Raw genomic sequence first — 23,963 nt, forward strand, 5'->3', positions numbered from 1 at the left:
TTAATGAAATTCTTAACCCTATTGCTCGTTTGCCTGATTTCTGTGCTTCAGCCCCTCAAGGCTACCGAATTACAGGATAAAGACCAAGCAGCCCTTAATCGTGTCTATGTCATGTTCAACCGGGCATTTAAAGAACTTAACTCCGCCCCTCTGGAAAACATATACGCCGAGGATGCCACTTATATTCCTGAACAGCAAAGCCTTGCCATAGTTCAGGGACGTGAAAACGTACTCAAACTGTATCAAAAGTTCTTTGACCGCATCCGCCATAAACAAGCCAGAATAGATGTAGATTTTCGGGTCGTTCAACGTCAGACGCACGGCAAGAGCGCCACCGACATAGGCTATTACCTGGTGCGTTTTCACCCGCCGAAAGACACAGAAGAACCCATGAGCGAGTTTGCCGGTAAAATCGTTATAGTCAGCCACAAAGATAAAAAAGGTAACTGGTTGGTGGATGTTGATACCAGCAACCGCGCCGAGCCTGAGCATTATTTCAACGCTAAACCCCAACCTAACCTGTATTATGGCGAGCAATTTGCCCCTGTGCCCCCTGCCAGCGATCTCCCATCCAATGTTGAAATTGAAATAGTTCATGCCAAGTAATTGGCAGTACTTGAGCGTGTGCCCTGTAGATACAAGGGCGCTATCGTTTTGGTTGCAATAACAAAGACGAGTTGCCTTGTTCACTTCTCTTGCTAAAGTTCACGACAAGTAAAAGGAATTATGAGTCAGATGACACCATCCAAATTATTGAACGATTACAAATGGTTCGATCGCACCTTTACCGGCAAATACGCTAATCTGGATTTAGGGAGCGAAATCACATTGCCCATCTCTTTGAGCTTTTTCGCTCTGCCCTGGAGAAAAGAGCTGCCGCTACTTTTGAGCCTAGTTCCCGTTATAATGCTGGCCACACTGCTGGCATCATTTATGGGAAAGGGTCATTTGCTGCTCCCTGCCTGCAGCGCCATCTGGTTTTTAATATATATCCAGGTACGTAAAAGCCGGATACTGACTCAGTTAGGCGTGAAAAGCAGTGCCAAAGACGAGCGGCAGATAAGGATAAACCAAACCCATATTTTCCTGCCTCAATATCTCACAGGAACAACAATCGCTATTGCCAAAGAGGATATCGCAAGTCTGGTGTTCCACTGGGTGGACTATCATGACAGTCATCAGCTTGAGCGAAAACGAGCTCACGCCGCGACAGTTAAGCAGAAAAACGGCCGTGAGTACCATCTCTCGGGTATGGCATATCCTTTAAGAAGCCTGCTTTACCTTGCTATCTTCTTTGGCTACCCAGTAACACTGCTCCAAGCTTCCCCTAAAGCAGAAGGCCTTATCCGTTTTGCCACCTTACTCGCAATCAGTGTGCTCACACTTAATGTTGTCATGCTTTTTGTCATCAGTTGAGTGAAATCCGGTACAGTTAACCAACGCCTTTTTAAAGCAATGACGCCCATAACGTACTCAAAGCAGATCTGATGCCAGGCTTTATCAAAATCATCAGCGATTGGAGCAGCAACAAATTATCGTCTGTGTCGACAACGAATCCAGCGTCTGCGTTGCTCTTGAGAAAAGAGTCACCTAAGAACTGAGTATCAAAGGTTTACAGCAATATAAGAATAGCGAAAGAGAGAGTGTCCCACAAAATTCATGCGGTTGACAATTCAGTGAAAGATATAACGGAAAATGTAAAGTTGAAGCGATTGCCTGCGGATATAAAAAAACCGCGCTTTCCTTACACTTCTTTTTGTAGTGTAGGCTCGCGCGGTTGATTACTATATCGCTCGGGTTACCCCGAAAAGCGATTAGCCGATAACAGAAACGTTTTCAGCTTGAGGACCTTTTTGGCCCTGAGTAACAGTGAAGGATACTTTCTGACCTTCGTCCAGAGTCTTGAAGCCGTCAGAGTTGATGGCGCGGAAGTGTACAAACACGTCTGGACCAGACTCTTGCTCGATGAAACCGAAACCTTTGTCAGAGTTGAACCACTTAACTACACCAGTTACTTGTGACATGATATAAATCCTGTAAATAAAACTATCTTTTAAGCCTTAACGGCGGTGGAGCTGAAAATGCCGGTATTACTTATGTTTACAGGACGAACTGGTCGTATTGAAGACATAAAAATAAGCCCAACTTTCAAGCTAAGAAGACTATAAATCATTCTGTAGATAAGTCAACAAACTTAATTGACCCTCTTGAGGTTTTTTTTACTTAAATTTCTAGGATTTGCCGTAACAAGTTGAAACCTATCTTATAGTTCTAGCTCTTATGTATTACGTTGGTAAATTTGAATGTGGAAATCCAGTTCACAACTCAAACCTTCTGCCTGCAATCTGTGCTTTTGTTCAGCGCTGAGCTTCCAGGCGTAGGGAGTCATTTCCAGAAAATCATTGCAAACCTGTCCGGCCGGCAGAACCAGCGGCCACTGCAGTCTCTCATCATGCAGCAAGCTAAAACCTGGTAGCTCTGCCTTGGTCAGCTCATGCTCTCTTGGCTCACTATAGATGATCTCTTTTAACTGAAAGTGATGTCTTGGGCCTGGGGATACACAAATGAAAATGCCGCCGGGCTTACACACCCGTGCCAATTCCTGATCTTTTGATGGTGCATAAATACGCAACATAAGATCAAAGGTTGCATCGGCAAAAGGCATGTCGTAGGCGCTGGCTACACAAAAGCGCATCTGTGGATGTGCCTTGGCGGCGTAGCGAATCGCAGTTCTGGAAATATCCAAACCATAGAGTTCGCCACCAATGGCTTGTTGCAAACGTTGGCTGTAGTAGCCCTCACCGCAACCCAAATCCAAAATATCGGGTTGTGTCTTACCATATTCCAACGCCAGTTCGTTAACCCTGTTGCTGAGAGCCTGATAATAGCCGGCATTTAAAAAACTGCGCCTGGCCTGCATCATCTGCTTGTTGTCACCGGGATCACGAGAGTTTTTCTTCTGTACAGGCAACAAGTTGACATAACCTTCTTTGGCTTTATCAAAGCTGTGGTTTTGGCTACAACGCCATTGTTTTCCATCCTGTACCAACTCGCTGCGGCACAGGGGACAAATATAAGACATGTATTACTTCCATCAGAATTGGGTCTAAGTGCCCAGGTGATTTTACTCTTCGTCGGTCAACTGCCTGACCATGACATTGAGCTCAGGTGATGACAACTGCTCATAACACTCCAGCATACGCCTGAGCTTTTCTTCAGCAATATCTTGGTTGGCACTCAAACGGTAACTTGGACGTTCAAGTGACTGATTATAACATCGCAGCAGCCATTGGCGTTTCTGCGCCAGACCGGTAAGCAGATGCCATACTTCATTGAGCAGGCCTTCGGGTAACTCAGTTCTCAGCGCTTGCTGGTAAGCTTCCAGCCGGATCCTTGCCCTGGTGACTTCATTGAGCTGTAGCGCCAGTTTTTCACTGCTGGCCTGATAATCTTGAGGTTCAGCTAAAGCGGCCTTGGCGAGAATGATCTCTCTTGCCTCCTGGGACAAACGTAAATCTTGTTCCAAAGGCAGTAGTTCGAATCTACTGGTTTGCAACAAACAGAGAAATGTCTGTCCTGGCCAAAAATCGACACATATTCCTTGCCTCAGAGCAGCAATACAACTTGAAGTACTGGTCCCAACTTCACAGTAGAGTCTAAAGCCCTGACCTGCGGTGCGCGACACTCCACCCTTCCTGACGGATTCCAAAGGCAGCAATTGTTTGGTCAGAAAAGGTTGCAGCCTCAAAATAAACTGCCCCAGCGAAGCTTTGTCTTCTCCTTCAAGCATTACCCACTCAAGCAGTGGCGAACGCAAAGCCTCCGACAACACAAAATCACTGACACTCTCCGGCAAGCTGAGGCACAACCTGGTCGGCATAGAAAGATTGACTATGGTGGGCGAACTGAAAAACTGACTATGCATCTGCATCCCTTAGGGTCATCCGAACCTCTTTGTCGTCCCTGTCGGCAGGCACATATTGTACCCAGAGGCCATCGATTCACCAAGGGCGGCTTTTAACCGAAATACCAGCGATAATGCCGGCAAAATCCCATTCCCGGAAAAAAATGTTAAGATAAGCTTTTGTCTGAAGAGCAAAAGTCATCAGTATGAGTCAAGCCCAACCTCAGCCTTCCATATTTTGGCATGATTATGAAACATAAAACTACAAAGCATTGATTAAAATCAGATTTTTAAAGACAATCCTTTCTAAAATGTACTCACCAATGTACACAGCACTCATTTACCACTTATATAGACCATTTGTGTCATGGGATTCAGCCCGCCTCCCCCCGATCTTCCTTAACCTTCACTTACAGCTGATCATTGGTAAGTGATGCCAATTGGTAGTGTATTGCGGGGTTAGTAACTGACGCTGTTAGTTGCTATTGGGAGTTAGAAAAACTCTTGCTGCCACCAGGATCGACCACATATCCCCCTTCCACTATCGCATAAGACGGAAATCCATAACGGGGTTCGGTGAACCGATACTCTTTGTAATGCTTACCGTCTTTATAATACTCATAAACGTTGTACTGCTGAGGCCCAGCAATACTCAGCATTTGGCTCTCGGTCATACAAATAGCCAAATGCCGCCAACGTATTGCATCACGTGGTATTTTTTTCCCATAACAAGGGTGATTATTGGTCATGTCTGTGGAAGGTTTTTCTTCCACCGCAGGTTCATATTCCACTTTAGGAGGGACCCGGTATTCAACGTTGGATCCTTGTCGAAGCTCTAACGGCTTGCTGTCAATGCTACATGGCTCTGCTTGAAAAACCCCAGGCTCGCACTCGTACACCTCTGCAAATGCTGCCGAAGAACCCAGGGCCAATATTAGCAATATCGTTCTCATGCTGCTGTTCCTCCTTGATCTGTTTCAGTCTACACAAGGATTTGCGAGTGCGGCAAGTCTGGCGCCGGGCCTAGTACCCGGCCATCTTGGATATAAACGTATGAGCCGACATTGCCGCTGCCGGTTGCCCGGAATGTTTTACCGCTTCGCGTTGTGGCAGTCACTGTGCCATCGGCGTTCTCTGCGTTTACCTTCGCTATCTCACGCGCTGGCAGCAGCTCACGTTTCAGTTGTTTAAGCATTATGTCCCCTGTCTGATTAAACCAGCGTTCTGGCGCACGGTAAGGCCGCTACTGCTCATGCTCGCGTTGATGGTCACGGTATCACACAGCGCCTTATAGACTTCACCGCGCCAGGTAATGCCAATCAGCTGGCCGGGGCGCAGCGGCGGCAGGTCGGCCATCACTGTGGTGTTGATACTGACTCTGCGCTTGGTACCTGAATCGGCAATGGCATTGGTACCGGCCAGCCTGGCAGCTTGGGTATCGACAATCAGCATGTTGCTGATATCGTCCGTGGGTTCATCACCGGCGGTACCATTGAGCCGAACTTCTACCGAAACGCCTTGCTGTTCCCCGCGCACCCAGGCGGCATTGCATTGCTGGCCCCGTTCTGTTTGCTCGCTGTGATTGAAGATCACCGCATCATGCAGGTTAACATCAGCAGTTGCTGCCGCCATGCTCCAAGGGGTATAGGTCCAGCGCGGCAGGATCCGAAGTGTGCTGTTATCTTCGTCCGGGTCCACCATACAGCCAACCAGCCCTGCCAACTCGGCCACGGCATCCAGCGGCGTTTTGCCGCTAACTGAGCAAACTCCGGCGGGGATCACAAAGTCCGGTACCTGAACCAGTTCAATGCTCCAGCCGCTGTTGGCCACAATATCGCCAAGGCAACCGGCGAATGACCGCGCCGCTTGATTGTGGTAACTGATCTCGCGCTTCCAGGGCCATGCCAGCTGAGAAGCCCGGCCCCTGGCTGCTGAGGTGTAGCTGTTAGATGCCCAGGCTTCACTACTGCTTGGCGCCTCGGCCAGCAGGTAAAACTCATAGCCATTGATGCCGATACGCAGCACCTCATCAACTGCCAGTAGCGCATCACCTTTGCTTGAGAACTTGATGCTGCCAGAGGTCACAAACTGGCTACGGCTGTAGGTTATGCTCACTTCGGTGATCACCAGCTCGCGGTTATCAGAGAGTCGGTGACAAGTCAGGGTTGGTTGCATTAAATACAGTCTCCGGATCTGTGGCTCTATCGGCACTTTGAGATCAAGTGGGGGCAATACAGGGTTACCGGGTATAAAGCCGCCGCCGTAGTCCCAATGGCATACCATTGGCAGCTCGTCAAAACTCAACTCAATGATTGATTGCTGCTCTGTTAGTGGTTCATCAAATTCCAGTGTCACAGGGCTCTTTGGCGCCATATCTGCCCATTTGTTGGTGCAGATATACTTAGGGCCAGGAAAGCCCCATTTAATGTAGTGGCTGGTTCTGGTGGCCTCGCCCTGCCATGAGAGCTGGTATTTACGCTGCTGAGGGTGGCCTGTGGTTGAACGCTGCATGGGGCTGCAGCGAAGCGCTTTGTTGTTGCGCCAGCGCAACGCTGTTTGCTCCCGGCGAGTGGCGCCGGTAAACCAACCTGGCGCGGTATTTGACCTGTGCGCCACTGGCATTGGCCAGCGAACCGACAAACGCCGCATAACCGCCTTTTTTACCGCCCATGCCTGGCTTAGGCGCTGTTGCACAGTGGGCTCTGCATGCCAGGCAATATGCGTGTCGTCCCTATGGCTGGAACCGTGGGTTGTTACGTTTACGCATTGGCCAATTTTGCTACTGTGTGAGTTGAGGGTAATCTGCTGCTCAACCGCTAGGATAGTAGACCACCCGACCCCAACGCTAATCCCTAACACTTGCGGCGTTGGCTCCACTGGTGGCTCTACAGGCTCATTCCCTTCAAAGAATAGGCTTATAGGTGATGTCGAATCAGACCACGGTGTGTCGAATATTAACTGCAGCCCCGGCTCTACAGGCTCATTCCCTTCAAAGAATAGGCTTATAGGTGATGTCGAATCAGACCACGGTGTGTCGAATATTAACTGCATCATCGCTTATAGTGCCGGATTTACAAGTTGTGCCAATACACCATCTGTAAATTTGCAATCATACTCCCCATCATCATCCAGAATACCAACAAACATTTTAGCTGTTGTCGCATATTTAACTGGTAATACTGTTTTATACGGATTGCTTAATAACGGACTATTAATAATAATGATTGTAGGGTCGTCATGTTCATACGCTACAATTCTGTTGGCGTATTGGTCTGTATCCACCACCAATAGCCCGACGTATCTAACAGGCTCTGTAAGCACCACAGTATTTAGTATTTTAGTCATACCATGTGTCCAATTTAATCAAAGTGGTTACGCCAAATTTGCTAGGCACAGCATAATAATTTACACCAGCGATATTCAATATGGTCGGCCACGGTTGATCGCTATACAACGCACAGTTCATTCGGTATAGGCCCGGTAATTTACCGCGAATATATGGTCGCGTTAAACTATTGGCTTGACTAACCCCGTAGTTGTCATCTGCGTGAGGATTTCCCGAACCTTTGATGATTACATCTTGGATAATAATTGGTACACCTGTAGATTCATATGTCCCTGTGTTTTTTTGCCAATCAGTGCCGTCAGCTCTGTCTAAGCCGATTGCTATATTGTAATCAGCAAAACCACCGTTATTATCTAAATCGTAAAATCGATTAGCCGACCAGCCATCGTCAATCATGCCGATTGAATCTAAGTTGCTAACACTATAATCGTGAGCGGAACTATTTGCGCTGATACATGTCATAGCGCTAGGATCTGGTTCAAAGAATGAGTCAATTTCGCCGACAAATATGCAAACGCTCATACCACCGGCAACTTCAACATCATTATTGTTGGTATTCGGCTTATGATACTGGAAATAAAACCCCCTAGCTGTGCCTATTAATATCCAACCAGTTTCATTTGTTGCTGTCTGAAACGTTCTAATCCACCCTGCGTTTGAAAAGGAGCCGCCGCCTAGATTTACATTACCACAATAAACATACATTGCTGCATTATTGCCGCTGCTGGATGAGTAGATCCTAGCAACACCACCGTTTGACTCAGGGATTGATGGGACAAACGCGATACTCTCCCCTATTGTTTCAGCTTCTATTGTCCAACCGAGCGGCAATTTATCACCATACCCATCAACCAAGCATTTTTTCAATACATTTAATACTGAACTGCGATTACCGCCGACAATACTAGGTGCGCCAGCATCATCCCAACGGTATACAGTAACTGGTAAGGCCATCATTATTCTCCTATTAAGACTCGTTACCACGAAAAGCAATCACGGCTCTATCCGTGGTTATCTGGCTGTGTCCGCTGGCGACTGAACGGATCAACATGGCAGGTTTAGCTGCAGCAAATGTTTGAAATCGAATGGCCTCCCCTGTATTCCATCCCGCCCCAAATGCTGCAGTGCGTATTACAAAATAAGGCTCTAGTGTGCGCGGGTTAATCGGGGAGAAGTCGTTGAATGTGTCACCAACCGCAATTTGCCCCATACGCCGCCCGACACAACGAAATGCGGTTGGGCTTGTGAAGATCAACACCCAATCCTCGTTAACAGCATTCTGGTTGTTCATCTCGATGGGATGATCCACCACGTTAAGAGAGCCAGTTGCCGAGGCTCCATCTTGTTCCCAGTTGCCATCCCAGGCGGTCATGTCTCTCACTGGGCCTACATATGCTTGCATGTTGCCGAGGTTTTGAACGCTGGAAACTGTGGCGCCAACCGGGTATGTGATCGCAAGAGGTGATGCCAACTGCAGTTTGCCCTCGTTAACTTCTGTGACCAGTGCTTCTTCACCGATCGAGTCGCTGAGGAAGAAAGGTGCCGTGAAGCCGTCAAAGGTGCTGTTGATAGTCACTACGCCGGTGGTGCTGTTGTGGCTGTAGTGAGCATTATCCACTGTCCACAGGCTGGCGCCGTTAGCATCGGTTATATCAACAAAACGTGCCGTATCACGCACGTTGTATGTTTGTCCAACACTGGCGGTTACAGCTTGCACTTGTGTGTGTTCAACAGTGATTGGTGTCCATGCATTGAACATGGGCACTACGCCGCCATTTTGCATCCTTAGTGGGTTAAGCCCATACAGCTCAGGTGGCGGGTTTAGGGTAACGGTTTCATCAATGTCATAGCGCAGCGTGGTTAGATCTATGTCCTGGGTAAAGTTGATCTCCACTGACAGGCCGCTTATGTTCCCAGAGACTCCTGCGCCGGTAATTACGCCGTTTGCATCACTGCTGCCGCTAATTAGGGTATTGCCATCGGCACTGGATACTGTGAAATAGAAGCTGTCCAACACTGGCGTGGTGACGCTGAGCGTAAAGCCTGCGGCGTTATCGTCCGGCAAACCTGGTTCACTCAGCGCCTGGTAGGCAATGCTGAAATCGCCGCGGTCATCTGGGAATTTTGTTGCTGTGCCTGTGGTGTAATCCAAGTTTACAAAGGTACGGCCATTGTTATCCGTAAAGTTGCCATCTGCTGTTTCTCGCAGCAATAGTGTGCCGGATGCATCGGCAAAGGTGATTTGCATCACGACAGTACCCACAGCCAGCTTGCGTGATGATGGCAGTGCGCCTGAAGCTGAATCGAAGTGGCTGTATCTGAGGGCAGAAACATACTCAAGAGATACGCCATCGATGGCAGCACCTGTTGACCCAAAAGCAAAAACATTTCGGGTTACTGATGCGCTGCTGCCGGTAACATCAACTGTCCAGCGATACGTGCTTCTGATGCCGATAGCTTTCGGGGCCAGCCCAAGCACATTATTGACAAAATCTGTGTCGATAATATCAGGCACATCAAAAATGTAGGTGTTCTGGCCGTCTATTTCAGGCTGCTGCAGCACCTTCTTGATAACCTGGGTTGGCGTGTCTGAGGAACCCAGTGAGCCAATGCTATTGCCGGTATGTGAGCGAGTCGTTTTCACTTTTGGCAGTAGTTCAGACTGAGTTGCTGCAACAGATAATATCGAACCGCTGGACTCTGCTGTCAGTTTGCTAACACCGTGATATTTGATATCAGGGTTAGTTGATGTGTAGCGCAGCTTAGTGCAACCGCTTTGACCGTTAATAAACACATCACTGTTCGGCGTGTCGTATGGGATTGGCGGCTTGAAGTTAACTTGACCGTTGACGCCGCCGGTAACTGTTTGCTGCACTTCGCAGAAATGCTCAAAGCGGGGGTATCTGGCATCTTCATTGCCATCGTATTCAACGCTGATGCAGATGATCTGCCCCTGGCCCAGGGTGACATTGTTCCAGTAGTCAACGTCATTAAAGCGGTAACGCGACTGCAAGTAAGGCCGAGGGAAAGAGTCTTGACCGGCCAGCAGCCCAATGAGGCTATCGCGGATCAACTGGCCAGCCCTGACGCTGGATTCGAGGATATCGACCATATCAGTCATCCGAGATTCATCATTCAATGATGATGATTCAGCAATCAACCAACTAACCAAGGGATCGGCCGGTGGCTGGCTAATGAATATGTGGCCATCCAGCAGCGTTTCTGTTCCGAGAGTGTCCAGCCCGGGGAAGCATTTGACAATCTCAACCGCTGAAACGGCATGATCAATATCGGAGATCGCTTTAAACAGCTCGTTTAGTTCGCCGGATTGCACCACGTTCTTAGTACGCTGGCCCCCGGCGCTTGGCGAATCACCAAGTAACTCAGGTTTGAATATTTTCAGATTATCGCGAGTGATTGCCATGCTATGCCTCTGCGGTCAGGAATTTAAGAACGACATTGCTCAGCAGCGAGTCGCCGCCGACTGTTGGGAATAGATCCTCACCGGTTACGGCCGGGCCATCGCGGTTATCCCAGATCACATTCCAGCTGTTGCCATCGAGCTCCAGTTCAAACGAGGTGAGGGTCGAATAGTTGTGCTGTTGCAGCGCTTCAAAATCTGCGCGGGTCATTCCCGAGTTTGAGGTGCCGATAACCAAGGGGAACCCGCCAGGCAAAACAAATTGCTCGTATATCAGGGCCCCATTCCCGCCGCGCTCAGCTACAGCCTGAACTCGCTGCTGTTCGTTTTGGTTCAACCAGAGCAACTGCTGATGCTCTGGGATGATGGTGTCAATGCGCTGCATTAGCCCCCCTGGGTCAGTTTTGCTTTCTCGATAGAACGCAGCAGCTCGTCCAGCTGATCTTTATTGGTATCCAGTTGGGTACGGCGCCCTTCAACAATCAGAGTCAGCGTAGCGTTATAGCTATTGCCGAAACTGGCCTGGCTGGTTGTTTGTTTGGGTTGGGCTGGCTGCTGGGTAGAAGTGCTGTTTGATTGGGTGTCGCGCTGGTTCTGCTGTTGCTGGGCTTTAACTTCCTCAGTGCGATACTTGTAAACTTTGTTCAGCGTCTGCTCGGCGCGGCGCAGTTGATCAAGCAACTCCCTGTCGCCTGTCTTTTCAGCCTCGGCCAGCTGGCTTTTGATATCTGCCAACTCCTGTTGATAACGGCGCTTCTCAATATCGGCTTGGCGCCCTTCGTACTCGTCCAGCTCATCAAGCAATGAGCTGAGCGTGTCTGACGCCGAGTCTTTCAGAGCGTCCATTCTCGAACGCGCCTTATCTATTGCTGCAGTGAGCAGATCAAGATCCTGTTCGTTCAATAGCCCCAGGGTCTTGCTTGCATGTTCGGCACTACGCAGCAATTGCATGTTGGCACTGTCAGTATCGTCTAATGCTTCAACTAACTTCAGCAACTCTACACGCTGCTCGTAGTAGGCCATTTGAGCGGATTTGCTGGCTATGTCCTGCTCATACTGCCAGCGGCGCAGACGGGTAAAATCGAGTGTTTTTGATTGCTCAAGATAAAGCTCGTTAATGGCATGCCGCAGGTTTTCGATTTTCTCTTGCGTTTGCTCAATATCAGACAACTCACGGTTATATGCAGCGACACCTGATGTCAGCGATTTGAACAGCGCAACCGTTCCCTCGCTGAGTTCTTTTACCGCTGCATAAGCTGCATAACCGGCTTGACTGATAACAGCCGCTACCCCGGATACCTGTTTGCCAACATTCTCAGTAGTGTCGCCGACATCCTGCATGGCCTGATTCATTCGCTCGCCGGATTGCTCCACTGAGTCTGCGGTGTTGTCAGCTCCCTGCTCAACATTCTGTTGCGAGTTACTCAAGTTTTGCTGAGTAGCAATGAGTCGCTGCAATTCAGCGTTTAAGCCTAGGGCCGCGGCGGCTTGCTGTACCATTACCGAAACCTGCTGCTTTCCAGCTGCAGCCACTTTTACCTCAGCCTCAGCCCACTCCAAAAACGCTTGCTTTTGATCATAGGCTGATGCGGTACCGTCTTTCAGGGCCGCGGAAACTTGAGCAAACGTTGACTTGGCAATATCAGCCTGCTCGCGCAGAGCTCGAACGGTTGTGATCCCAGCCTTGGCCATAGCTAATTCATAGGCCTTGGCTTTTGCGGCTTGTTTGTCGAGTGCGCTGGATGTTTCGTTTGCCGCTGCTTTCTGTTCAGCGGCAGATTCTTTGGCGGCAGTTGCGCTGGCTTTGTAAGAGTCCTTGCTGCTCTTGGCCATCGCTTTGGTGATGGTTGCCCATGCCTGCTGAATATCGGCGCCGTCCTGCTCGACCTGATCCTTGAAACCTTTGGAGATCGCATAGATGGCCCCGGTCGCCTCGCGGATTTTGGCAGCCAGAGCATCAACCCCAACAGCATCAAGCAGTTTTGCCCAACCACTGAGAATGGTTGCATAGGCAGCCGTGGCGGTCATTGCCAGTGTGGACAGGCCTGCTGTGATACCATTCCAAACCAGTTGAATACTGGCGCCAACAACAGTTAACCCCTGAGTGAAGGCGCGGATATTATCAAGGGTTGCAGTGAGACTTTCGCCGCCATCTTTGATGATAGTGGAGAAGAAGTTACTGATATCAGCAGCAGCCTGTTGCAGCTTGCCATTGCCGTTGAGCTCATCAAATTTGTTGTTGAGATCATCCAGAAACTGCAGGCCAACCTCATACAGACCTGAATCGGCAATTTTTTGCTGAAACAATTCCCAATTGTTTGACAGTACATTGACCTGACCGGAAAGGCGCTCGAGTGATTTGGCGGCTTGGCCGTTGGCGCCCTTGCCCATTTCCTCAAACAGGGCTTGGATAGTTTCACGCCCGAGCTTGCCTTGTTCGGAAAGCTTTGAAAGCTGCACCGTGTTCTTGCCTGTGACTTTCTCCAGCAGCTCCCACACGGGCACGCCACGCTCAACAAGCTGCAGGATCTCTTCCCCTTGCAGCTTTTGTTTAGCCCACGCCTGGCCGACGGCAAGGATGATGCCTTCAAGCTTCTCCTGGCTACCGCCTAGCTTGGCGTTGTAGTCCACCATGGCTTGTAAGCTGCCATTCATGGGGTCGATGCCAAACGCCTTCAGGCTGGCAAAGGCCTGCTTGATGGTATCGAGTTTTGAGCCGGTATTGTTGGCAAACTCTTTAATCCAAGCGGTGGCCTGTTCGCCGGCAGACAAGCTGCCCATCATAGCAGTCATTTGGGCAGTGAATGCCTTGGCCTTATCACCTGCCGATAAGATGCCTGTCAAACTAGCCCAGAGGCGATCAACACCGATATAAGCCGAAGCCATGGCAAGCAGTGATGCCGTGGCTTGTTTTATTGAACCGCCAAAATCCTCGGCGCCTTTGCTGCTTTCATCGAGCAGCCTGTTCTGACGCGCCAGGTTTTTATTAACGCCCTCAAGCGCATTTTCAGCCGCCGCTTGCTGCTGTTTCAGATCTTCGCTGGCTTCGGCCAGCTTATCCATGCTGATCCCGGCTTTATCGAGAACAGCCTTTTGCTGATTGAGCGTGCGCTGGTTTTTATTGAGGCTTGATCCCAGTGTGTTGAGTTCGCCCCTGGCGAGTTTTACTTTAGCCGCATAGTCGGCACTGGCCAGTGCCGCTTCATCTGATTCAGTATTGAGCCTATCCAGTACCTGGCGCTGTTGTTCCAACTCAGTGTTAAGCTGGTCGGCTGCGGTTCTGGTTGATGACTGAGCCTGCTCCAGCGCCTGCAGATCAGCTTTGGCAGCCGCAATGGCAGTTGCATGTTTGCCGCTGGCCACGGCCCCGGATTGCTGCTCTGCTGTCAGTTGTTCAAGCCTGGCCCGCGTAGCATCTATCTGAGAGTTGTATTGTTGCAGCTCATCACTCAGCTGCTGATAATCCTGCTCAAGCTTTGCTGTTTGAGTGGCAGCCTGAGCCTGTTCTTGCTGTAGTTTTTTGGCAGATCCGGCTGCGTCGCGTTGTTCCTGCTGCAGCTTTGCAAGTGCCGCGGCAGCTTCTGAATATGAACGAGTGCCCTTGCTTACCGCAGCGGTTAAATCCTCAATGGTATCAACGGCCTGTTTCTGGTCTTGTAATTCTTCCAGCCGTTGGTTGAGTTTTTCACTTTGTTCAGCCAACTCGGCCAACGTCTTTTCAGAATTTTTGGCTTCACTGCTAAAGAGATCCCGCCCCTGAATGATCAGGTTGATCACTTGGTCTTTAAAGCTCATAGAGATTTCCGAATTGGCTCAACAAAGAAAAAGCCGCACTACCGCCCAAAGGCAGCAGTACGGCTGAAACGGCTACTATTAAGCAGCCAGGCGCTTGAAGAATTTCGACTTGCCGGCGGCAACTATCGCATCGTTGGCGAGCACTTCGCCTTCAATGTCGAATGAACCATAGTCATCGGTAATCAATGACAGGCTGGACGTTGGCGAAGGCTTCCACAGATAGAACCTCAGCACACAAGGTTTGCCGTTTGCATCGTTCATACCGTCGATCACCACAGGGACGGTAACACCGGCCTCGGTCAATGCTTCGAGGGCATTGCCTGCAGCAGAGGTATATGACACCTTCAACTGGGCCCCATCAACAATTTCCCCTGTGCCTATGGCGCGGATACCGGCAGCGCTAACGTAGTAATCAACGTCCACATCGTATGCAGTGGTGCCGTCACTATTGGTGACTGTTACCGGCTTAGATATGTCTATCAACTTCTCGGTTGGGGCCAGTCCATCCAGTTTTGCAACAACAATCTCATTATCAACAGGATCAGCTGTCAGCACTGAAACTTTGCCGCGCAGCGCGAGAGCCAGGTTTTCATTGCTGAATGCGTTGAGTGTCATCTTGAGTTTTACAGACGACACTTTTGTAACTGAGTCATAGTTACCGCCACCACCCCGGTAGTTGGGCAGAGACTTTTCTTCCTGTTCGATTGAAACTTCAACGCCGGATGCGTTGCCAACATCCCGGCCGGCAACGTACACGATGCCGGCGCCGATGTACGACTCTTTAACTATTACACTCATAATCTATCCTCGAAGGTTGGGCTGTTTGAAATGGAGATGGTGATCACTGCCAAGCCGTGGTGTTCATGAGCTTCCGGCATGATGAATTTGCATTCTTCGGACTCTGCAAGGCCAAAGGCGCCTTTAAGCCAGTTGGGCCGAGCGGGGTCCCGTTGGTTAGAAAACAGGGATGAGCGGATCTCTCTGGTTAGGTTGATCAGCTCGCTGGTAGGTTGGGTAAAACCAGGTATCTTGATGCCGGCGACAATTTGCAAAGTGAGGTCTTCTTTGTATCCAGTTTGCATTCCCGGAACAGATGCTTTGCTTGTGTACGGTTGCAGGAATATGAATTTAGATTCACGCACCAATGACTGGGCATAAAAGCCTTCGCGCACAGTGGCACCCGGCACCAACTGCAGCCGTTCAATAATGTCGTTGATCATGGAATGTCCTAACGCTTGGCGTGATGCCGATACCGCTCACGCAAATGGCGGATAATGGGTGGCTCTATGTCATCCCTGATAACACCGAATGAACCGGCAACGCTGGGCCCGTATAGGGTTTTGCGGCCTTTAAGGCTGCGCCAGCGGTTATCACCTTTTTGGCGCGACACCATCAGCTCATTGCCATTGCGGCCAATAAAGGTAAACGCACCTCTGAACCATGTTGGTTTGTTGCGAATAGTGGCTATCGTTATGCCATCAGGAACGGCGCTGCCGCCTCCTTTGCTGGTTCGGGTATTACGGCGGACAATGAATCGGTTTAAAGTGCTGGGGCGATAGCGCCCTGACACTCGCCCCTGCAGAGTTCGTTCGTTAAATGAAACTGACAAGTGGCGGGCAACGTAACTACGCTCGCGAAAGCCGTAACGCTTAAATACTTCGGTAACTGCAAGCTCTTCGCCAAAACGGGTGGCCTCTTTCACAGCCGCAGCGATAGCCGGTGCCTGGGCATTTCGTATTCGCTGCAACTCTCTGGCGACAGCGTTGAACCCCTCAGCTCGAATGCTGGCCATTACAGTTCCAAATAAACATAAGTGACAGACACTGCGTCTATTGCCGAAAGCAGCGTCAGTTGCAGCTTGGTGCCATCGGCAACAAAATCCCCAAGTGCATCAATGTCTCCAAGCTCAACAGTGTCGCCGGAGAAAACTTTGCCATCTTGCACCAGAAACTCGGCCTGCATAATTTTTTCAGGCATGTATTCATTGCCTGCTGATGCGGCAATCTCGCCTTTTGAGCCAGCAAGATTCACCAGCCTGACAACGGGTTCAGCGCCGTCGAAAGGCACAACCCGGCACCATTGCCCCATGCGCTCAAACAGACGGCGAAACTTCGCCGCCTGTCTGTCTGCTCTACTCATGGAAAAGAGCTGATCAATGTCAGACATTGATCTTCACTTCAACAGAAAGCGCGCCGTTACCGGCAGCAGCCCAGGCTTTACCTGCCGGGGTGTTATCGGTGGCTGTGGTAGTGATCACCTTGGCAGCTGCATCCCAATACACTTGATCACCTTGGCCGATATCGTCAGCCTGGGCTTTGGCGAGTTCAAACACGCCTTCTGGGATAAAAGTGCCAGGTGTATTTGCCGGAACGTTTGCCAAGGCAACGGCAAGCATTGCGCCAATCAGCACAGGAGTACCACTCACAACCGCCACGGTTGGAGCGAGAGTAATGGTGGTGCCATCTTGAATAAGGTTTTTCATTGGGCTGTCCTTTTAGATTTCGGATATAAAGAAGCCGCCCGAAGGCGGCTTAAACCAGAAGTGAATGTTACTGGCCTGAAGACTTGTACAGGCCGCGATGGTCACGGGCTGCAACACCAGCATCGATACGCACTTTGGTGGCGATACCATCAATGTTAAAGCCCTGCTGCTGCTCAATATAAGGTTTGTCGATACCATCCAGGTAGGCAACCTCGATAGTGTCACGCCCCTGACCTGCGGCCATGTACCACTGGGCAGCACTGTGGTCGTCCAGACGCGGCTCACCAATCACCTCGGCCATATCCTTCACAGGGTTGGCCACGCCGGAGTTGGCATCGGAGCCCTTAACTGAGGTTGACTTGATGATCTGGTTGAATGTGTCCTCAAGCGCCACCGGACAGAGCACAAACTCAGGGCGGATATTAAGGTTGCGACCACCAGATTTTTGCAGGCGCATGGCTTTGCGGCCTGCCGCCAGGGCTTCGACCGAGGGCGCGCCACTGCCCAGGTTGCCGTGGTCGGCGTGGAAAAGCGCCTTGCCATCGCCCATCTTGGCGTTGCTGGTCAGCACGGCCCAGAACAGGTCGCCGATGGTGCCTTTGGCCGCAGCCCCCATCATCATCGGGATGTGGGTCAGCATGTCCATGTCATCGTTAACGATGGCCTGGCGGGTGATGGAAAAAATCTCACCATAGGTGGCCAGCGCGATGCTCTGACCATGGTCACTGGTGGTGATGTGTTTGTACTCGGCACCTTCGCGCACCTGGCGTAGGCTGCCAAATTCATTGAGACCAATGCGGCGCGCCACTTTAAAATCGCCAAGCTGCCCCTTGTAGGCGATACGCTCAAAGGCTTCTTCGGCTTGATCCCAACCAAGCAGCACCGACTTATTGGCAACATCCAGCAAAATGTTGCCAAAGTCACTGGATGAGTGAGTAAAGGACAAACCCACCATGGTCATTTTGTCTAATCCAGCCACGCTGATGCCACGGTCAGTCAAAGAGGCGCGAGCCAGATCCAACAGGTCATAGCTGGTATAAGGGTTGTCTTTCTCCCGAGCTTCGTGACCGGCGCTTGCCATCAACTTGGCGCGAATGGAATCACCCACAATATTGCCGTTGCCAGCATGGATGATCACACTGCGTGGCTGGGCTGCTGCAGGGGTAGTATTCTCACCGAGTTTAGCCAGGATCTTGTCCTTAGCTTTTTCAGCGGTCATTTCAACGTCAGCAATACACTCGTTTTTCAGCTCGGCAAACTGAGGCCAACTGGCAAACAAGGTGTTCAGCCCATCAACCCGGGTGCGGTTCAGCTCAGCAGCGGCAGCATTGATCTGCTCTTGCGTTGGCTGTGCCGATGGCGCTGGCGATGGAGCCGGCTGGTTAACAGGTGCAGGAGTTGGAACATTCTGCGGGTTAGCACTATTGGCCTGCGGTGCCAGCAGGATTTGAAGAGCTTTAGGCATATTGGCGTAATCCTTCATTCGATTGGATTGGAGTGATGCCGCCATTGCGAGCGGCTCGGTAAGCGTGTCAGCAAAACCCTTTTCAACCGCCTCGCGGCCGGTGAGCCAGGTTTCTTCTGCCAGCAGGGCGTGCAGTTGTTCATCGGTCATGCCGGTCTTGTCTCGGTAGGCACCAACCAGATTGCCTTCTACCTTGTCGAGCAGATCGGCATATTTGCGCATATCATCGGCGTCCCCCATGGTGCCACCCCATGGCTTGTGAACCATCATCATGGCATTCTCTGGCATGACTACCTCATCAAACGCCATGGCGATAACCGAAGCCATGGAAGCTGCCAGCCCATCGATGTGGGCTACTTTATGCGCAGGGTAATTTTTGAGGATGTTGTAAATAGCCATCCCTTCGAACACATCACCGCCAGGGCTGTGGATGCGTGCATTAAGCTGAGTAATTTTCCCAAGGTCTTTAAGATCTCGGGCAAACTGTTTGGCGGTTATGCCCCAACCGCCGATTTCATCGTAAATCATCAACTCGGCTTCACCGTTGGCGGCGGCTTTGAGGCTATACCAGCTTTTATCAGGCTTATTGGTCGGTGTCAGTGCGCCTTGCGGCGCGATCAGCGCGGCGCTGGTTAGCGCGGTCGCGCACGCTGCCGCTAGATGAGTTCGTTTCATTTTTAGCTCCGTTGGTTTCTGGGTCTGGATCGTTGGCGGTCAACATGCCGTTATCGCGGTTGTATTCAACTTCTCGGCGGCGCTGACGCTTCACTTCTGCAGGGTTGCGGCCTCGCGCCCTAGCCCACTCGGCCTCTGTCGCAGCATTGCCCGCGATCATCATTTCCCAGCCCTCGGCCTCTTTGCGCGGGTCAATCCACGGCATTGTGGGGCCGTAGTACTGGGCATCAAATAACGTGCGAATATCCAGCTCCCTAGGCAGCTTTAACGGATCAACTTTGTTAAGTTGCTCGGCGACAAGCCATTGGCGATAAACAGGCCGTGACCAGCCGGCGCAAAACCACTGTTGCAAGATGCGGTTTGATTCATCCTGCTCAACCAATTCTTGGCGCTGGCTTGAGTAACTACCGGCATATTCGCGGGCGATGCTTGAGTAGCTGGTACGTGTTCCGGCCGCAGCTGCACGCAACTGGCCATTTCTGAAGTCCACCATGTGGACATTGGGGCGATTGCTCTCAATCATGCCGACATCCTCGCCGGGTGCGAGGTCGTCAAAGGTCATGCCGGGGGCAATCGGGATTTCCCGGCTGCCTCCGTTATTACCAGAGCCGGTGTACATATCGGGGTTGCCGCGCTTGATGTAAAACGCCAGCGCCGCAGCAATCCGCGCCGCTACCCGTTCGGATTCTTCGTAGTCCTTGATATCGGCCAGACGGGTGAGAATGCCGTGAAACACACTCACACCGCGCAACTGATGCAGGCGCTTGAGCTGGGCCAAGTGCATCATGGCCTTGGCAGGGATCTGTTTGGTAACGTGCTTGAACCCCATTACATCAGCGGGGTGCTGCTTGAGTACGTTGTATGCAGTGACCTGGCCCCAGTCGTTCACGGTTAGCCCTTGGCGGATCTTCTTTGCCGTATCGTTGAGCTCATAGGGAACAAAGTCAGGCTCAAGAGCTTCGATAGAGTAAGGGGTGCCCTGTGGATTGGGGTGAATAAGGCTAGGGATTTTGCCAACCACATGCTGGCCGAAACATTCACCATCACGCAGCGCAGTGCGAAGCACCAAACGCTCAAGCTCTGGACGGGTGTAGCGCCCTGTTACATCAGGCTTAAGACTCCAGGCAGCAAAGCGGCGCGCCAGTTCTTCGGCAAAGTCGCCGAGTATATTGCCCGCCATGTCTTTTGGCTGCGGCTCCACCACAATGCCATTGGCGCCGACCACCCTCTCTTCCAGCCGGTCGAGAATGCCGATACTGAGATCGTGGTTTTCATCCAGCCAGCGTGCTTGCTCTCGCAAGTTTTTGCCGGCGGCGAATACAGCCTGGTTTGCACCTCGGCCTTCACGCTTGCCCTTATGAGTGCGGCTTGGGCTAGCGGCTTCATACGCCCTGATATTCTGGTATTGCAGTGTGGAAACAGCACGTTTTAGCGCCCACGCGGGCGAGACTGTGACAATGATGTCATTGAGCCAACTCATGAATGCCCTCGGGTTTGTGTTGATTTAATTGAAAGTGGCCAGGCTGGCACCACCACGTTGGCGCCCTATGGATGCCAACCGCCGTTCCCATTCCTGACGGCCTTTGCGAATGGACTCCAGATCTTCCATTGCCATCTGCTTGCCGTTGATAGTGGTGGACTTGCCATCCAACACATCAATTTCAGCCTGCAGATAAACGGCAATCATTTTCTCGATTTGCTCTTTGTTCACAGCCAGCCTCCACCGGACGTTTTCAGCCAGCCATTGCTCTCGCTGGATTTTGTTTTTTGGGGTTTGGGTTTTGGTTGGGTATGCTCAGGCTCAGGTTCACTTTCCTGACTTACGGCCTGCAGGCTTAGCTTTTCGAGATCTATGCCGAAACGCTCAATGGCGATATAGAGCGCGGCCAGGGCATACACAAAGCAGTCCAGCGCTTCATTACGGCGATTCCCGTTGTCCCAGCGATAAACTATCTTGCCGTCCCTACGCTGAGGGATCTTGCGTTCTGATGTCAGTTGCTGCAGCTCGGTTTCATCGCAGATACTGTCATCCATTGGTAGGTGGATGGCATTTGCCTTCGGAACAGATGGATCAGGCTGGATTAACAAGTGAGACATCAGCTGTTCTTTGGCACCATCGGTACCAATTTCAGTTAGGTAAACTCCTTTGCGATTTCGCTTGCGAGGGAAATTGGCAATAGGCTTGCCATAGGTTTTTGCACCAAAGATAGGGATAACCCTTTGGATACCCATACGCTTTGACATTGAGACAACTGTATCGTGGTAGTGACCACCGGTATCCCAACAAATAATCCCGATGTTCAAAATGATTCCATCGGCACGGGTATAAGTTCTATTTAACCTATCTTCAACCCTGCCCAGTAGTTCATTGTCATCAGGACGGCCGTGAAGAATGAATCGATCAATCAACCACTTTTCTTTGTTGGCTCCCCAGCCCCAAATTCTGCCTTCATAGCGATTGTCTTGAGTATCAACACCTGCTGTGAGATAAACGACACGCTGCGGCATCTTGCCATCCGGATACATTTCCCGGCGGCGAAGAAGATCTTCCCATTCCAGCTTTTCGCCGGTGTCATCATCCCAGGGTTGGCCTAGCTTGGTATTGACGAATGTTTGCAGCTTTTCTTTGTCGTCCTTGGCCTTGTAGAAGTCGGTCACCAACTTTCGCCAACTTGAAAGGGGGTTGTAGGCCGACCAAATGTAGATAGCTATGTTTTCAGGGGTGGCTATCTCGCGGCCTTCGCTGTCGAAGAACGCCAGAAAATCTCTAGTCCAGATGCCTGTTTTTTCGCAAATCCACTTGGCATCAGGGTGTTCCTGCATGGCCGTGAGGCATTTGTTTTCGATTACGCAGGCGCAGTGTTCACACAGGTAATAGGCGGTTTTGGGGTCGTCCCCATGCCACTTGATACCAAAGGGCTCGTCTTTGCCACCCCACTTAAGCCGCTGTAACTCACCGCAATGAGGACACGGCAAATAGAAATGAAAATGGTGAGGGCTTTCGCTGCAGGCCTTCTCCATTTGACAGCGGCCAAGTATCTTTGGCGTTGAACCACGGATAGACTTTGGAAACACCGACAACTCAACTCGAGTATCACCAAGCCCGGTAGCGTTGCCTTCATGCTCAATGGATTCATCGAAGCCGGCCAACTCATCGTAAATCACATCATCGGTTGATATTTCACGATAGTTGGCAGCAGCCGTGCCACCTCGAACCATCAAGGTTTTGCCGTTGGAAAACATCTTATCTTCCAACGTGCTGTCTTTATGCTTCTTCCCCAGCCATGGCGCAAGAGCGCGCCATACTGGAATGTCCCGGATAGCCGTTTCAACGTGCTTCTTCATAAAGCTGACGGCTTGCTTATCGCGGGGCTGATAGATAAGCACATTGCGCTTTTTGTGCTCTATCTTATAGCTGGCATTGGCCATCAGCATTTTGGTGTAACCAACCCGCGCCGACTTCATCACATTCAGAGTGGTGATCAGGTCGTTACCCATGGCATTGAGAATGCCAACCTGGAACGGCAGACTCTTCCACTTACCCTCTGAGTAACTGGACTCAGACGACATATAAAAATGCTCATCGGCGTACTCAGCGCATGTCATCCTTGGCGGGCGCCACATGGCTTTGAGTCCAGCAGTAACCGCAGCTTTCAGATTGTTAATCTGTGCTGCGGAGATATTCATCCAGATAATCCTCTATACGTTCCCCGATGCCTGACGCGATATTGCCCGCCTTGATGATTTCGGCGCGCATGGTTTCCAGTTGGTGTTCGTCGGTGTCGGGGTGTTGCCTTTTGACAGTGAGCGGTGCCTGGTCGAGGATTGGACCAATTTGCACCGCTATTTTGTTAAGAAGGAAAGTGGCGAAACCAACCTCTACCACTAACTTTCGGTCCTTTTCGTTTTTAAGTTCTTGCCCGTCTGCCTGGGCCTTGGTCAGACGCCAGCGCTCAAAGTCGAGGTTTGGCTTTTCGGGATCATCCTCTGGTACTGATGCAGCAAACTTTCGCTCGGCATGGCCTACTCTGTTGGCCACTACATCGGCCACGGAATATAAACTCTGACGGCCGTGCTTTTTGGTAACAGGAACTCCCCACTTATCGAATGCCGTGGTACTTATGCCCAGACTCTTGCACAGATCGGTTTTGTTCAGAAGAACGGCAGCGTCCTCCTGAGGTTTTATTCTGGCCATTAACTGCCATCCAGTTTTTCCAGTTGTGCATTGAGCAGCTTTGTTTCCAAAGAGTGGCGCTCCGCATCCCGGCGATCACGCCTGAATTGATAGAGCCAATTCACAGCCCAGGTAAAAAGTGCCAGCACTATACCCAGCAACACGGCAATATCGTTCAGCGTTAATGCGCCACCAATTGCACTGAGTAGCGATGACAGATAGCTGGCAATGCTGAATCCCTTTTGTGTAGCAGCATCACTGTTTATCAGACTCATTGGCTTTCTCCTGTCGCCAGTTATGTAATGCCTGCCAATCCACATTGCAGCGAATCAGGGAAGCGATAAGCTTGTTGGAGTAGTTATAGAGATCGGGGTTGATTCGCCCCTGATAAACCGGGATTTCGCAGCTGCTCATCAGGGATTCCGGTGGCAGTACATACACTGTCTCTGTGACCGTTACCGTTCGCACAATAGGAGGTGTGCCAGAGCAGCCGGTTAAGCTGAGCAGGAACAGCAGTGACAGCCCAAGAAAGCGCTTCTTCATCTTCTGGATCCTCGAGTAGTTCTTTTGTCGCCTGTTCAACTGCTTCAGCATCAGCCGCAGACGCTAAGCGACTTCGCTCCCGTTCACCAAGCAACCGCGCCAGTTGGTTGGCATTGCGCCTGAGATCTGCTTTATCTTTCTCAGCCAGTAACAGGCTG

Annotated in this window: 25 protein-coding genes; 2 read left to right on the plus strand and 23 right to left on the minus strand. The window is 50.8% G+C overall.

Features of this window, described 5'->3' with window-relative positions:
- The first annotated feature begins 3 nt into the window (after positions 1-3).
- Both CX651_RS05380 and CX651_RS05385 read left to right on the plus strand, forming a co-directional pair.
- Complete coding sequence (locus CX651_RS05380; RefSeq protein WP_101054361.1) at positions 4-606, plus strand: YybH family protein; 603 nt, start codon at positions 4-6, stop codon at positions 604-606.
- Between the two features lie 129 nt (positions 607-735).
- The gene (locus tag CX651_RS05385) at positions 736-1,416 is read left to right on the plus strand and encodes a hypothetical protein (RefSeq protein ID WP_146225963.1); all 681 of its coding nucleotides are present in this window, start codon (positions 736-738) and stop codon (positions 1,414-1,416) included.
- A 398-nt stretch (positions 1,417-1,814) separates the two neighbouring features.
- Here the strand turns inward: CX651_RS05385 and CX651_RS05390 are convergent, their stop codons facing one another.
- From CX651_RS05390 to lysC, 23 genes are all read right to left on the minus strand, one after another.
- Positions 1,815-2,024, minus strand: coding sequence for a cold-shock protein (locus CX651_RS05390; RefSeq protein ID WP_025009607.1), 210 nt, complete (start codon positions 2,022-2,024; stop codon positions 1,815-1,817).
- A gap of 254 nt (positions 2,025-2,278) precedes the next feature.
- Complete coding sequence (gene rlmA, locus CX651_RS05395) at positions 2,279-3,082, minus strand: 23S rRNA (guanine(745)-N(1))-methyltransferase (protein ID WP_101054367.1); 804 nt, start codon at positions 3,080-3,082, stop codon at positions 2,279-2,281.
- A 42-nt stretch (positions 3,083-3,124) separates the two neighbouring features.
- Positions 3,125-3,925, minus strand: coding sequence for a hypothetical protein (locus tag CX651_RS05400; RefSeq protein WP_146225964.1), 801 nt, complete (start codon positions 3,923-3,925; stop codon positions 3,125-3,127).
- A gap of 461 nt (positions 3,926-4,386) precedes the next feature.
- Positions 4,387-4,857, minus strand: coding sequence for a hypothetical protein (locus CX651_RS05405; RefSeq protein ID WP_101054375.1), 471 nt, complete (start codon positions 4,855-4,857; stop codon positions 4,387-4,389).
- Positions 4,858-5,098: 241 nt separating this feature from the next.
- On the minus strand, positions 5,099-6,259 hold the full coding sequence (locus CX651_RS05415; RefSeq protein WP_157822667.1) for a hypothetical protein: 1,161 nt from the start codon (positions 6,257-6,259) through the stop codon (positions 5,099-5,101).
- Between the two features lie 118 nt (positions 6,260-6,377).
- The gene (locus CX651_RS19810; protein WP_157822668.1) at positions 6,378-6,575 is read right to left on the minus strand and encodes a hypothetical protein; all 198 of its coding nucleotides are present in this window, start codon (positions 6,573-6,575) and stop codon (positions 6,378-6,380) included.
- 386 nt (positions 6,576-6,961) lie between these two features.
- Positions 6,962-7,249: a hypothetical protein gene (locus CX651_RS05420; protein ID WP_101054380.1), complete on the minus strand. Its 288-nt coding sequence runs from the start codon at positions 7,247-7,249 to the stop codon at positions 6,962-6,964.
- Entirely contained in the window at positions 7,242-8,207 is a 966-nt protein-coding gene (locus tag CX651_RS05425) for a hypothetical protein (protein WP_146225966.1), read from the minus strand. Before CX651_RS05425 ends, CX651_RS05420 begins: the two co-directional genes overlap by 8 nt.
- A gap of 10 nt (positions 8,208-8,217) precedes the next feature.
- Positions 8,218-10,674, minus strand: a complete 2,457-nt coding sequence (locus CX651_RS05430; protein WP_101054385.1) for a hypothetical protein — start codon at positions 10,672-10,674, stop codon at positions 8,218-8,220.
- 1 nt (position 10,675) lies between these two features.
- Positions 10,676-11,056, minus strand: coding sequence for a hypothetical protein (locus CX651_RS05435; RefSeq protein ID WP_101054388.1), 381 nt, complete (start codon positions 11,054-11,056; stop codon positions 10,676-10,678).
- Complete coding sequence (locus CX651_RS05440; protein WP_101054391.1) at positions 11,056-14,466, minus strand: tape measure protein; 3,411 nt, start codon at positions 14,464-14,466, stop codon at positions 11,056-11,058. Before CX651_RS05440 ends, CX651_RS05435 begins: the two co-directional genes overlap by 1 nt.
- A 78-nt stretch (positions 14,467-14,544) precedes the next feature.
- The gene (locus CX651_RS05445) at positions 14,545-15,264 is read right to left on the minus strand and encodes a phage tail tube protein (protein WP_025009593.1); all 720 of its coding nucleotides are present in this window, start codon (positions 15,262-15,264) and stop codon (positions 14,545-14,547) included.
- The gene (locus tag CX651_RS05450) at positions 15,261-15,686 is read right to left on the minus strand and encodes a hypothetical protein (protein ID WP_101054394.1); all 426 of its coding nucleotides are present in this window, start codon (positions 15,684-15,686) and stop codon (positions 15,261-15,263) included. Before CX651_RS05450 ends, CX651_RS05445 begins: the two co-directional genes overlap by 4 nt.
- A gap of 8 nt (positions 15,687-15,694) precedes the next feature.
- The gene (locus CX651_RS05455) at positions 15,695-16,258 is read right to left on the minus strand and encodes a hypothetical protein (RefSeq protein WP_101054397.1); all 564 of its coding nucleotides are present in this window, start codon (positions 16,256-16,258) and stop codon (positions 15,695-15,697) included.
- Positions 16,258-16,632 (minus strand): hypothetical protein, encoded by a 375-nt coding sequence (locus CX651_RS05460; protein WP_101054400.1) that lies wholly within the window; start codon positions 16,630-16,632, stop codon positions 16,258-16,260. Before CX651_RS05460 ends, CX651_RS05455 begins: the two co-directional genes overlap by 1 nt.
- Positions 16,625-16,948: a DUF2190 family protein gene (locus CX651_RS05465; RefSeq protein WP_101054403.1), complete on the minus strand. Its 324-nt coding sequence runs from the start codon at positions 16,946-16,948 to the stop codon at positions 16,625-16,627. The genes CX651_RS05460 and CX651_RS05465 overlap by 8 nt, the downstream gene beginning before the upstream one ends.
- A gap of 67 nt (positions 16,949-17,015) precedes the next feature.
- Complete coding sequence (locus CX651_RS05470; RefSeq protein WP_167398123.1) at positions 17,016-19,088, minus strand: ClpP-like prohead protease/major capsid protein fusion protein; 2,073 nt, start codon at positions 19,086-19,088, stop codon at positions 17,016-17,018.
- On the minus strand, positions 18,997-20,568 hold the full coding sequence (locus CX651_RS05475) for a phage portal protein (protein ID WP_101054406.1): 1,572 nt from the start codon (positions 20,566-20,568) through the stop codon (positions 18,997-18,999). The genes CX651_RS05470 and CX651_RS05475 overlap by 92 nt, the downstream gene beginning before the upstream one ends.
- 24 nt (positions 20,569-20,592) lie before the next feature.
- Positions 20,593-20,799, minus strand: coding sequence for a hypothetical protein (locus CX651_RS05480; protein WP_025009588.1), 207 nt, complete (start codon positions 20,797-20,799; stop codon positions 20,593-20,595).
- The gene (locus tag CX651_RS05485) at positions 20,796-22,775 is read right to left on the minus strand and encodes a phage terminase large subunit family protein (RefSeq protein ID WP_101054409.1); all 1,980 of its coding nucleotides are present in this window, start codon (positions 22,773-22,775) and stop codon (positions 20,796-20,798) included. The genes CX651_RS05480 and CX651_RS05485 overlap by 4 nt, the downstream gene beginning before the upstream one ends.
- Complete coding sequence (locus CX651_RS05490; RefSeq protein ID WP_101054413.1) at positions 22,750-23,283, minus strand: terminase small subunit; 534 nt, start codon at positions 23,281-23,283, stop codon at positions 22,750-22,752. Before CX651_RS05490 ends, CX651_RS05485 begins: the two co-directional genes overlap by 26 nt.
- Positions 23,283-23,537 carry an HP1 family phage holin gene (locus CX651_RS05495; protein ID WP_101054416.1) on the minus strand — a complete coding sequence of 85 codons (255 nt, stop codon included), beginning with the start codon at positions 23,535-23,537 and terminating at the stop codon, positions 23,283-23,285. Before CX651_RS05495 ends, CX651_RS05490 begins: the two co-directional genes overlap by 1 nt.
- Positions 23,518-23,856 (minus strand): Rz1-like lysis system protein LysC, encoded by a 339-nt coding sequence (lysC, locus tag CX651_RS20420; RefSeq protein ID WP_425272431.1) that lies wholly within the window; start codon positions 23,854-23,856, stop codon positions 23,518-23,520. Before lysC ends, CX651_RS05495 begins: the two co-directional genes overlap by 20 nt.
- Positions 23,857-23,963 lie beyond the last annotated feature (107 nt).

The sequence above is a fragment of the Shewanella chilikensis genome, assembly GCF_002836945.1.
Classification (GTDB): Bacteria; Pseudomonadota; Gammaproteobacteria; order Enterobacterales; family Shewanellaceae; genus Shewanella; species Shewanella chilikensis.